The 10,707-nt window shown below is 34.5% G+C and carries 12 protein-coding genes, 2 tRNA genes, 1 pseudogene and 1 riboswitch; of the genes and pseudogenes, 2 read left to right on the plus strand and 13 right to left on the minus strand.

Annotation, left to right across the window (positions count from 1 at the left end; all coding sequences use genetic code 11):
- From RQ907_RS05415 to RQ907_RS05440, 7 genes and pseudogenes are all read right to left on the minus strand, one after another.
- Nucleotides 1–246, minus strand: a 246-nt coding sequence (locus tag RQ907_RS05415) for an energy coupling factor transporter S component ThiW (protein ID WP_311492363.1), incomplete at its 3' end; no start/stop codon positions are given.
- A 58-nt stretch (nucleotides 247–304) separates the two neighbouring features.
- Nucleotides 305–403, minus strand: a riboswitch (TPP riboswitch).
- 217 nt (nucleotides 404–620) lie between these two features.
- Nucleotides 621–794 carry a hypothetical protein gene (locus RQ907_RS05420; RefSeq protein ID WP_311492364.1) on the minus strand — a complete coding sequence of 58 codons (174 nt, stop codon included), beginning with the start codon at nucleotides 792–794 and terminating at the stop codon, nucleotides 621–623.
- A complete protein-coding gene (locus tag RQ907_RS05425; protein ID WP_311492365.1) occupies nucleotides 787–1,356 on the minus strand; it encodes an ADP-ribosyltransferase in 570 nt (189 codons plus the stop codon). Before RQ907_RS05425 ends, RQ907_RS05420 begins: the two co-directional genes overlap by 8 nt.
- Before the next feature lie 45 nt (nucleotides 1,357–1,401).
- Nucleotides 1,402–1,518 (minus strand): annotated as a pseudogene (locus RQ907_RS08400) (minor capsid protein); the annotation flags it as partial.
- 15 nt (nucleotides 1,519–1,533) lie between these two features.
- Nucleotides 1,534–1,680: a hypothetical protein gene (locus RQ907_RS05430; RefSeq protein ID WP_311492366.1), complete on the minus strand. Its 147-nt coding sequence runs from the start codon at nucleotides 1,678–1,680 to the stop codon at nucleotides 1,534–1,536.
- Between the two features lie 335 nt (nucleotides 1,681–2,015).
- Nucleotides 2,016–2,101: transfer RNA gene (locus RQ907_RS05435), tRNA-Leu, on the minus strand.
- 1 nt (nucleotide 2,102) lies between these two features.
- Nucleotides 2,103–2,179: transfer RNA gene (locus RQ907_RS05440), tRNA-His, on the minus strand.
- Nucleotides 2,180–2,496: 317 nt separating this feature from the next.
- On the opposite strand from RQ907_RS05440, the gene RQ907_RS05445 reads away from it, so the two are divergent.
- Together RQ907_RS05445 and RQ907_RS05450 are read left to right on the plus strand one after the other, a co-directional pair.
- On the plus strand, nucleotides 2,497–3,105 hold the full coding sequence (locus RQ907_RS05445) for a RecX family transcriptional regulator (RefSeq protein WP_311492367.1): 609 nt from the start codon (nucleotides 2,497–2,499) through the stop codon (nucleotides 3,103–3,105).
- Nucleotides 3,102–3,356: a GIY-YIG nuclease family protein gene (locus tag RQ907_RS05450; RefSeq protein WP_311492368.1), complete on the plus strand. Its 255-nt coding sequence runs from the start codon at nucleotides 3,102–3,104 to the stop codon at nucleotides 3,354–3,356. Before RQ907_RS05445 ends, RQ907_RS05450 begins: the two co-directional genes overlap by 4 nt.
- Here RQ907_RS05450 and RQ907_RS05455 read toward each other — a convergent pair.
- The 6 genes from RQ907_RS05455 to RQ907_RS05480 are packed head-to-tail and all read right to left on the minus strand — an operon-like array spanning nucleotide 3,345 to nucleotide 10,688.
- Nucleotides 3,345–4,271 carry a ribonuclease E/G gene (locus RQ907_RS05455; protein WP_311492369.1) on the minus strand — a complete coding sequence of 309 codons (927 nt, stop codon included), beginning with the start codon at nucleotides 4,269–4,271 and terminating at the stop codon, nucleotides 3,345–3,347. The two genes, RQ907_RS05450 and RQ907_RS05455, sit on opposite strands and share 12 nt — an antisense overlap.
- Entirely contained in the window at nucleotides 4,268–4,891 is a 624-nt protein-coding gene (locus tag RQ907_RS05460) for a hypothetical protein (protein WP_311492370.1), read from the minus strand. The genes RQ907_RS05455 and RQ907_RS05460 overlap by 4 nt, the downstream gene beginning before the upstream one ends.
- 13 nt (nucleotides 4,892–4,904) lie before the next feature.
- Nucleotides 4,905–8,276: a penicillin-binding transpeptidase domain-containing protein gene (locus RQ907_RS05465; protein ID WP_311492371.1), complete on the minus strand. Its 3,372-nt coding sequence runs from the start codon at nucleotides 8,274–8,276 to the stop codon at nucleotides 4,905–4,907.
- Between the two features lie 8 nt (nucleotides 8,277–8,284).
- The gene (mreD, locus tag RQ907_RS05470) at nucleotides 8,285–8,776 is read right to left on the minus strand and encodes a rod shape-determining protein MreD (protein ID WP_311492372.1); all 492 of its coding nucleotides are present in this window, start codon (nucleotides 8,774–8,776) and stop codon (nucleotides 8,285–8,287) included.
- Nucleotides 8,769–9,671, minus strand: coding sequence for a rod shape-determining protein MreC (mreC, locus tag RQ907_RS05475; protein ID WP_311492373.1), 903 nt, complete (start codon nucleotides 9,669–9,671; stop codon nucleotides 8,769–8,771). The genes mreD and mreC overlap by 8 nt, the downstream gene beginning before the upstream one ends.
- A gap of 6 nt (nucleotides 9,672–9,677) precedes the next feature.
- A complete protein-coding gene (locus RQ907_RS05480) occupies nucleotides 9,678–10,688 on the minus strand; it encodes a rod shape-determining protein (RefSeq protein ID WP_311492374.1) in 1,011 nt (336 codons plus the stop codon).
- Between the last annotated feature and the right edge of the window lie 19 nt (nucleotides 10,689–10,707).

Below are 10,707 nucleotides of genomic sequence, written 5' to 3' on the forward strand. Positions count from 1 at the left end.
GCCAAACATTGAACCAGGAAAAGCCATAAGACTTCCTAGCCCAGCCATATTCCTTAAAACTGAAGCCACAAAAGCGATTATAATACCATAAAAAGGTCCAAGGGTGACAGCCGCAAAAATATTTACAATGTGTTGGACAGGTGCACACCTAGAAAAAAATACCGGAAATGAAAATGTTGATCCTACTACTGCTAGGGCAACCAAAAATGATGCTAAAACGAGCTTTTTAAGCTTTAAATTTTCCATAATACTCCTTTAAAAATATATTAACAGAAAAGCAAATAAAAAAAGCTAACCCCAGGGTTAGCAAAAATAAAAGACTCCTTACGCCGGCATTATCCGAATCAAGTAAAGGGTCGAAGTCAAAACTTCCTCTCAGCTATAAGCTCCCCTGTTGATTCTATTTTATGTTAAATAAAAGATAGTGTCAAATAATTAGCAAATTTAATATCTCTTAAAAATAAATCTTTCATTCCTACCCCCGTTTAAGGTCCGTATGACCATATATTTCCACACTTCTTTTACGTCGAGTGAGTCAAAGACAATAAAAAAGACGGCTTTCACACCGTCTCAATTATTTATTTAATTTGTACTAAAAAAGCACCTCTAACAATAAGTTATCAGTGCTTATCTTTATTTTTTCTTTCGTCTAATTTTTTCCAAAACTCTTCAGCTTCTTTTTTCTCTTCCTCTGTTAATTCTCTATGTCCTGTAACTTCAGCTTTAAAAGGAGCTGTAAACCTATTTGTTAATAATTCTTGCTTTTCTTCTTCAGTCAGTTCATTTTTACTCATTTGATAACTCCTTAAGAATAATTTCTACAAGATTTGGGGACTTTCTTATAGAATTAACTATAAACTCAGTATTTCTTGGATATAAAACTTCCTCTTCATCAAGCCCTATACTTGATATATCTTTACCCATTTTTGAGTTATTTATATAAATTCTTACATTAGTCATATCATTATATGAACTTGCTTTTGTAGTAGATGTGTATGCTTTATAATTTACAGTATTACCGACTTCATGAGCATTTAAAAAGTCTTTCATACTGTTTTTATCAAAGAAATACAAATCTCTAACCAAGTCACCCTCATAGTCAGGCATTTTATTTAATGCCTTATCAAGATTTCTTACAAATTCCATTTCTTTATTATTAAGCTTGTAATTATTATACAACTTTTCATTGATCTTATAGCTTTCTGAAGACTTATATTTCATAATAGCTTGCTTTTCATTTTTTGTTAGTGCTTCAAATGTATTTTCTTTATATTTTGTATCAATCCACTTTCTCCAGTCTTGGTATTTCAAATCCAAAGGAACCTTAATATTCTTCCCATTCTTATCCTTGGCCATTCTATTCCTATCACCATAATCTTCCCTATACTTGATAGTCGTAGTCCTACAATTAGGATGAAAAGGCGGGTAATTGATACCGACCTGGATATCATCGACTGGATAATGCTTGCCATCTTTTTCTTGACAAATAGAAGATGTTCGATTGTCAAGAGTCGCCAAAAGCTCATATTCCTCCTAGCTTGCAATAATAGCCGACTGGGCTAATATTTCAGCCTGCAAGGCTTCAAGTCTATTAATCCTAGACCTCATAGCCAAGGTATTAAGTTCAAGCAATAGGGCATTATCCTCAGTCGCCTTAATCTGATTAAGATATTCCTCCATAGTCATTCGCCATGACCTAAACTCATCGCCCTTGATAAGCTCTTGGCTTTTTTAACTGATACCATATTATCGACCATAAATTGCCCTTAGATTGATTTAATCGACTTATATATATCATTGCTTGCCTTAAAATAATATCGCTCCAATTTAAGGCTACGGAGTCTGTTTCGGATAAAATTATAAGAGACTTCGCCAAGTTCTTTTTACATAAAGTCTTTTTTATTTTTAACCCCAAAAGACTTAGGCATAAATTATAAAATTTTTAAAATTTAAATCTTATGGCTTGCAGATAGGCACAAAAAAAGAAGCACTGTTTCCAATGCTTCTTTAGTGTTTGGTGCGGGATAAAGGAGTCGAACCTTCACGAGAAATTCCCACTAGATCCTAAGTCTAGCGCGTCTGCCAATTCCGCCAATCCCGCATGGGGTGAGTAGTGAGATTCGAACTCACGCTCTCCTGGGCCACAACCAGGTGTCGTAACCAACTGGACTATACCCACCACGTTTGTATCTTCACTATTCATACTGACTATATAAGTATACTACTTATTTTTTGTCTTGTCAAATTTTTTATAATTTTTTTAAGAATTTTCCTAAGAAATCATCTAAGGTCATTCCTACTGACAAATATAATAATACCATGATTTTATAATTAATGCAAATTTTTTTATTATTTTATTTTTCTTTTCTTTGTAGTAGAATATCTAGAGAGGTGAATTATGAAAACTACAAGAAAATTAATGTTAAAAATATTTGCGATTGTTATCGCCATAGCCATGATTGCTCCCCTAGTATATAATGCTATTTTGACTATGAAATGATTATCGAAAATATAGAGTATTCTGATAAATACAACCTTATTAGACTTACGATTTCAAACGAGAAGTTTTATGTTGACTATGACCTATATTATGAAAATGGTTTTGAAGTAGATAAGGAGATTGATTTTCCTACCTACAAGCAAATCCTTGCCAACGATGAATTTAACAGGGCGAAAAATTATGCTTTAAATAAGATTTCTTATTCGCAAAAGTCTACCTATGAAATCAGGCAAAAACTTAAGGACCAAAAATTTTCTGAAGATGTAATAGAAAAAATCATCGTTTATTTAGATTCATATGGCTTTCTAGATGACGAAGCCTATGTCAAGTCCTATATCAGGGATAAGGATGAGATTTCTTCTTGGTCCAGGGGCAAAATTCGCTTTATGCTCAAGAAAAAGCATATTGATGAGAACCTTATCGATGATTACATATCTCTCATTGATGATGAGAGGGAGGCTGAGAAGGCCAGATTTTTCGCTGATAAGAAAATTAAAAATGACTTTTCTTATGAAAATAGGGCTAGGATTTTTAGGCACCTTGCTGGCAAGGGTTTTGATATTGATATCATAAACCTTGTCCTTAATGAGAGATTTTCCCAATGAATTTTGTTTATATCTTAAGATGTGGTGATAATTCCTTATATACAGGATACACAAATGATGTCAAAGCTAGGCTTAAGACCCACAACTTAGGCAAGGGTGCTAAATACACTAGGTCTAGACTTCCTGTAAAACTTGTCTACTATAAGAGAGTCGATAGCAAGTCCCGGGCACTTAAACTTGAGGCTAGGATAAAAAAACTTACAAAGAAAGAAAAAGAGGCTTTAGTAAAAGCGTTTAACCTAGAAAAGTAATGATCTTTTCGCAAGGTTTGCCTTTAAACTATCGCCTCTTCTTTTTATAGAAAGCTCAAATAGTCCCATCTTGCTAAAACCAAATATTTCTGCTTCAATATTATAGTCTAGCATTGCTTTTTTAAAAGCTTCTATTATATCTTTTTCCCCTTCAGACCTTAAAAAATCAATGACTACCATCCCACCTATATTTCTTAATTTCAAATTATAGGCAATAAAATCTATGAGTTCTAAGTTGATATTCAAGAGAAAATCTTTTTTCTTTGATTTCGACTTTCTACTAGCCGTATTTACGTCAATTACAGTTAGGGTCTTAAGCTCATCAATTATTATAGATAAGTCCTTAAAGGCCAGGTCAGTTTGTTTTAGATTTTCCTTAACTTTTGAAAATTCCCTTGAATTTCTTATATCAAAGTCCCTAACTTCGTAATCTTTAAAAGCTTCGAGATAGGTGTCTTTTACGGAATTTTCTAGCAAGAATTTTGGACTTGGAAAAAATTTTTCTTCCCTTATTAGCCATTCTTTTTTCTCTAAAATCTCCCTATACAAACTTTCATCTTTTGCCATGCCCTTTTTAAGTTTTGGTCTATTCCTGAGTGGATACCTAGATAGGGTGTAGGCTGAGTTTTCTAGTAGGAAATTTTCGCTTGCTAGCCCTAATTTTCCATTCGCTGGCTCTCTTACATATTGGATTATTGCATTATCACCTATCTTGTAGTTTAGAGTTGATTTTAGGTACAAAGTTTCTCCTTGGGAAATTTCTACAAAATAAGCGCCCAAACTATCAATTTTATTAAGGACTTTTCCCCTATATATATTATGAAGAAGAGAGTCATAGAAAATAACTTCCATGACTCTCTCGTTTTCTACCCTCATAAGGATTTTTTCTTTTTTATCGTCTAAGATTAGTTTCACTTTTTAAAAATCCTCTTTAATTTTTCAAAAAATCCTAACTTTCCTATTGGCTCTGCTTGTCCTGCCAAAAGATTGTCTATAACTTTTTTAAAGTATTCATTTTCTTTGACAAAACCTAGATAAGTAGCAGATTTTCCTAGGATTTTATCCCTTAATGGTCTTGGATCGAAATCTTGATCGCAGCGATTGATAAAATAAAAGTCTGCATGAACATCTTTATCTATGTCTTCCTTATCTAGGATTTCAATTTTTATTGCATCCTTTATAGAAAGATAAAGATTATCTAGAATGATAATATCAGCATCTACCTCATCTATTAGGTTGTAAACATCTTGAACCCTAATATCATATTTATCATCCATAAGGGGAGCTATAATAAATTTTAGGTTTGGATTTTCTTCAACCATAACCTTTTCTAGATCGCATATGCCTAGAAAATAGTCAGATATGTCGTAGCTTATCATCCCGTCTTTTTTGTAATAATCTTCGATATTTGACTGGTCACTTCTGAAAAGTGAAGTGAGCAAGACCATCTTGTTTTCTGAGAGTCTTTCCGCTAAGTTTACCGCAAAGTCGGTTTTTCCTATATTATTTTTTCCATTTATTAGATATATTTGCATATTTTCCTCTTAACTAATGTTCATGGTTATGGTCATGACCATTTGCAGATTCACCTAAATCTTGAATGTCTTCTGCTGTTGGTTCTGCGTCAATCATCTTAACATTGAGATCAAAATACCTAGCCACTATATCTCTCATTATTGGAGATGCATTGTAGGATGTATCACCTTGGGTTAAGACAATAGAAATTGCTATTTCTGGGTTATCATATGGCGCAAAGCCTACCATCCAAGCGTAGGTGTCATAGTCTGTTCCGTCTGGATTTTTACCTTCTACTTCTGCTGTACCTGTTTTTATACCAATGTCTAGTGGGAGTTGGTTTAAAACAGCATTTTTCTTTGCTACTAATAGGGTTCCGTATTTGATGTCTTCTAGATATTTCTTATCTTTTACATCTATTCTCTGATGTTCTGGAACATTTTCAAATAATACTTCACCGGAATCATGGTTTTTGACCTTGTTTATTAGGGTAAATTTATTTAGGTAACCACCATTTGTTAGGGTTGCTATTGCCCTGTTCATTTGAATTGGTGTGTAGGAATTTTGTCCTTGGCCGATTACTATGTTTAGCATATCAGTTATATCCCATTCAGCCTGGTTGAGGTAGGTGTATTTGATTGTATCTGCAAGCCCATCTCTCTGGCCTTGGAGGACTTTTAAGGAATCATATCCCCTATCATCAAAGAAATCAACTATAGCCTTTCTTGTCCATTCACTAGGATTGTCTGTAAATTTAACTATATCTGCTATATCTTTTTCATATTCAGTTCTGGTTTTCTTGACCCCTTCTTTTAGGAATAGGGTGAGATTTTTTTCCAAATATTCTTTGAGCATGAGTTTTGTAACTTCAACTTTTTTACCTATTGAAGGTACATTACCCCTGGCTTCTTTTGGTATATTTATTTCAATACCTGTTTCTTCGTCTAGCCCCAACATTTCACAAGCCAGTCTTATATCATTTAGTTCTAGCTTGGTTGTAAGTGTATCTCCGTCTTCTGGATTTTCGCCGAGGGCTAGGGTGTAGAAATAGTAGTTACAAGAGTCTCTTATGGCTCCGTAGAGGTTCTCCTCTCCGTGTGTCATTCCTGTTTCTGTGTAAATTAGGCAAGAAAATCTCCTGTTACCAATTTCCATAAAACCGTGGCAATTATTTACAGCCAATGGGTCTAATCCCTTTTCTAGAGCTGCTAGGGCAGATACAAGTTTAAAGGTAGAACCAGGCATTACAGCAGTTTGTGTGGCTATATTTAGCATAGGTCTTGGAGCAAGTGGGCCTTCGCTATCTTCAACTTGGAGAGCTTCCCAGTCGGAAGTTGAAATTCCAGTTGAAAATAGGTTTGGATCGTAATTTGGATACGATGCTAGGGCCAATACTTCACCAGTCTTTACGTCAGAGACTACTACAGCTCCACTTTCAGCGTGTGGTGCCATTTTAAAAGGCCTAAAAGTACCAAATTCAGACTCATAAACTCCAGTTTCTCTTAGGGCCGCTAGGACACCTTTTAGAGAATCTTCGGCTTGTTTTTGAAGTTTAGCATCAATTGACAAATATACATCATCACCAGGTTCCGACTTGGTCTGGGATATGGTCTCTCGCCTATTTCCTGCAGAGTCAACTGTTACAAGCGACCTACCATTTTTTCCCTTAAGATTATCCTGATAGGATTCTTCTATACCAGTTTTACCAATGATTTCGTCCCTTAGGTAGGCTCTTTCTTTTACATACTTATCTACTTCTTCATTTGTTGCAATTGGTCCCATGTAGCCTAAAACATGACTGGCGAGATTTCTATTTGGATAAGATCTTATAGGGATAGTTTCAACTACTACACCTGATGCCGAATCAATTTTCTCTTCGATTTTTAAAACTGTTGACTCATCAAGGTTGTAAACTATATTTATTGGCCTATAACCAAAGGAGCCTTGCCTATTTAAGGTATTATCTATTGTTAAAATTCCAACAGCTTCAATATCATTGTACTTATCAAGTCCACTGACCTTTTTTAAGTATTCCAAGATTTTCTGACAGTCTTTTTCCTTCATAAGGATATCGACAGTTTCTTTTGTTGAATTTGCCCTATCCTTATTTGCATAGTGGGTGAAGAAATCTTTTTTATCTTTTGTAAAAGTATATTCCCAATCTTCTGGGTCATCTGCTGTTATATCTATATTTGGATAAATGTTATTTTTTGTATTGGCATTTTGTGCCATATATTTTACATATTCTGATAAAATGAGTGGCTTAATTAAACCATGTTCCTCAGCAAGTCTTGCTAATTCATCCACAGCAGAGCCTGCCTGAGGATTTTTGAACCTAACATCTACAGAATATTGGTTTTTGTCGTCTTTAGTTTTGGTAATGACTTCTGTTTCAAAGTTTGCATAAATTCCTTTGTTTTCCAGCTCTTCTATAAGCATATCGGCAGGAATTATATAGGCTCCCTTATCATCTACCATAGCTGAGGTCAAAACATCTTTGATTGTGGCATTTTTTACAATTTCACAAAAATCATCAGATGGCTTTGAATCTAAGCTGATTTTTTTGAAGACCTTGTGAAGCCTTGCTTTTTTTTCGATTAAATCTTGATCACTTTTTACAGAGTAAGCTTTAATTGCAAGATTGCCTAAAAGTTTATTTGAATTTAAAATCCTATAAGCAAGGACTCTCGCATTAGCATTTTGTAAGATTGATAAAAGGACTGACTTATCTTCGCCAACAGATTCTAGGATTACATCTATTGGGTCATCGTCCTTGGTGTAGCCAATTGATGCTAATTTCTTTTCATAATTTTTCTTGTATTCTACCTTAAGCTTTCCATTCTTTTGGCTAATGTGGACCGGCACATCTATGCCTCTTTTCTTGAGGGCAAGGATGGCTGTATTTAAGGTTTCATACTTTATTCCATCTTCATTGTATGTAGATAGTAAAAATTCATCTATAAGTTCATTGTCAATTAGCTTATTGACAACTTCTTCGATAGGCATTTCCTTTTTCTTGAAATAATCATTTTTATTTTTATATATAAAGGTATTTAATCTTATATTGAAATCTTCTGTGTAGTTAACCCCGTCTTCTTCTAGGATATCTACCAAATTTGCTATTAATTCTATTCTTTTTGTATCATCCAAGGCCATCAATTCATCTTTGTAGAGCTTAACTGCAAAGGAAGGAATAGATGTTGCAAGGATTTTGCCGTTTCTATCGTAGATATTGCCCCTACTTGCAAGTTCATCGACTTCCTTTACTTTTCTGTTGTCAGATAAGTCCCTGTAATAATCTCCCTTGGAAATCATTACACTAAAAAGTCTAACTACTATTGCAACAATGGCTAGCACTACGACTACCTGGATAAAAATGAGTCTATTTTCTTTTGTGTTTCTCATAAAATCCCCTAAATTCTATAGGTTGGTATATACATTATTTTTTTGATCAATTGGTAATAAACTAAGTAAATAAGCGAATTGAATACAGCTTCCACTAGGATTTCTATACCCAAATAACCTGTTATGGAATTTAGACTTTTACCAAAAATATAATAAATACCATTTACCAATAAAAAATTAAAAATTGTTGATATAAAGCAGATAAGCATCCCTGTTTGTTTGTCTTTGCCTAGCTTTATAAATTCTCCTGAAGAGATTACCCCAATTAGGTAATAAGATAGGGCCCTGACTCCAATTAGGCTTGTAAAAAGAAAGTCTTCAAAAAGTCCAACAATGAGTCCCCCAACTCTTCCTGTCCTATTTGGCAAGATTTGTCCCAGGGCAATAACTGCAGGAATTATTATATTTAGGTTGGCTCCCATAATATCAATTTTAGCAAAAATTGAGGTTTGCAAGATAAAACTAATTAACAAAACTAAAAAGCTTTTGAATTTATTCATAAATTTGACCCTCCTTTTGCTTTTTCTCCTTACTTTCTGGTTTCTCATCTTCTGAATATGCCGAATCATGTTTTAAAACCAAGACCCTGTATAGGTGAGAAAAATCTACTGGAGATTTGATGGTAATATTTTTCCTAAGTGAGTCTTCACTCATGGTAACTGTGGCTACCCTTCCTATGTAGATTCCATAAGGGTATATACCTCCCAGACCACTTGTTAGAAGTATATCTTTTTCATTGATTTTGCTTTCAAGGTCTATCATATAACCTTGGATGGTATTTTTATTGAAAATATCTATTACTCCATAATCACCTGAGTTGGCATTTACAAAGGAAACGTCATTTTCGTTTGAATTTATAGTTTCAACCCTAGCTGTTGTTTGGTAAACTTCTGTGACCTTGCCTACCAGACCTGTATAATATTTGCTATCCCCAACAGCTTGGAGGATTATATCGTTTTTTTCAATTCCATCAGCTGCACCCTTGTCAATATTAAAATGGGTTGTCATTGAGTTTACATCAGTATTTACAAGCTTTGCCTTGATGTACTTATTTTCTGAACCCTTGGTTGCGATTGCTTCTTCTTTTAGAAAGTCTTCCCTATTTATAGTTGCTAAAAGTCTTGCATTTTCCATAACTAGAGACCTATTATCTGCCTCTAATTTTAGGACTTGTTCACGAGTTTCCTTTGATCCAATAGTTCTTTCAAGTTGCTCAATCATAGCAGAAGATATTGAATAAGTTACTTTTTCAACCGGCTTTAAAATTGTGTTTGCAAGATTAGAACCTGTTTGTGACAAGGCTTCAGTTTGGCTTGATATAAGTATCAAAAGGCCTAGACCTACAACTGTAAATATAAATGGTTTTTTATCTTTTTTTACTCTCTTATATGCCATAGTAACCTACTTACGATACTTAATAAATTTATCAGGATTTTCCAAAATCTGACCTGCACCTAGGATTGCGTCAGTAGCTGGATCTTCTGAATGGTATGATTTTAAGCCAATTTTCTTTTCTATATACTCTGCAAGTCCCTTTAGCTTTGACAAGGAACCAGATAGGGCGAACCCATCTCTTTTTATATCAGAAGAAATTTCTGGTGGGGTTTTCTCAAGTGCTTCAAGAATCATTTCGCAGACTTCATCAGCAAAAGGAAGGATACATGAAACCAACTCACTAGAGGTGACATTTACAGTCTTTGGTCTCGCATCATTTAGGTCCCTACCATTTACTTCCATTTCATTATTTCCGTCTTTGATTTTAAGGGAAGCGAGTTTTATTTTGACTTGCTCTGCTGTATTTTTTCCAATTTCAAGACCCTTTTCATCCCTGAAATAATCTACGATCTTTTCATCCAAATAGTCGCCACCCTTGTTAATTGTAGCTGAAACTACTATTCCATTTAAGGAAATAACTGCAACTTGGCTAGTGCCTGCACCCATATTCAAAAGTAAGATTCCCCTAGGTTCGTCTGGCGAAAGGTTCATGCCATAGGCTGCTGCAAGAGATTCGTCAACTAAGATTATATCCCTACTTCCAGCATGGAGGGCTGCATCTTCTACAGCTCTTTTTTGGATATCAGTTATGCCAGATGGCACAACGATTACAACTCTCGGTTGAATTAGGCTAAAGCCAGGATTAACCTTAGCAAAAAAGTAATTTAGCATCGCCTCTGTGAGGTTAAAGTCAGTTATAACTCCATTTTTTATTGGTTTTACAACTTGGATATCTTCGTGGGTTTTTCCCAACATATCCTTAGCTTGTTGGCCAACAGCAACAACCTTGGTGTGGTTTTCATCAAGAACCAGACTTGATGGTTCATCTATAATAAGACCTTCGCCTTTTTTATATACTAAAATATTGCTAGTGCCTAAATCGATGGCAAAATCTGTAGCAATCATTTGAAATTTCATCCTATACTCCTATATATAA

Source organism: uncultured Anaerococcus sp. (genome assembly GCF_963510575.1).
GTDB lineage: Bacteria > Bacillota > Clostridia > Tissierellales > Peptoniphilaceae > Anaerococcus.

What these genes read in the sequence shown, in the direction of transcription:
- RQ907_RS05420 (WP_311492364.1), bottom strand. Translation starts at nt 794, where the DNA reads ATGAGTAAAAATGAACTGACTGAAGAAGAAAAGCAAGAATTATTAACA.
- RQ907_RS05425 (WP_311492365.1), bottom strand. Translation starts at nt 1,356, where the DNA reads ATGGCCAAGGATAAGAATGGGAAGAATATTAAGGTTCCTTTGGATTTG.
- RQ907_RS05430 (WP_311492366.1), bottom strand. Translation starts at nt 1,680, where the DNA reads ATGGAGGAATATCTTAATCAGATTAAGGCGACTGAGGATAATGCCCTA.
- RQ907_RS05445 (WP_311492367.1), top strand. Translation starts at nt 2,497, where the DNA reads ATGATTATCGAAAATATAGAGTATTCTGATAAATACAACCTTATTAGA.
- RQ907_RS05450 (WP_311492368.1), top strand. Translation starts at nt 3,102, where the DNA reads ATGAATTTTGTTTATATCTTAAGATGTGGTGATAATTCCTTATATACA.
- RQ907_RS05460 (WP_311492370.1), bottom strand. Translation starts at nt 4,891, where the DNA reads ATGCAAATATATCTAATAAATGGAAAAAATAATATAGGAAAAACCGAC.
- RQ907_RS05465 (WP_311492371.1), bottom strand. Translation starts at nt 8,276, where the DNA reads ATGAGAAACACAAAAGAAAATAGACTCATTTTTATCCAGGTAGTCGTA.
- mreD (WP_311492372.1), bottom strand. Translation starts at nt 8,776, where the DNA reads ATGAATAAATTCAAAAGCTTTTTAGTTTTGTTAATTAGTTTTATCTTG.
- mreC (WP_311492373.1), bottom strand. Translation starts at nt 9,671, where the DNA reads ATGGCATATAAGAGAGTAAAAAAAGATAAAAAACCATTTATATTTACA.
- RQ907_RS05480 (WP_311492374.1), bottom strand. Translation starts at nt 10,688, where the DNA reads ATGAAATTTCAAATGATTGCTACAGATTTTGCCATCGATTTAGGCACT.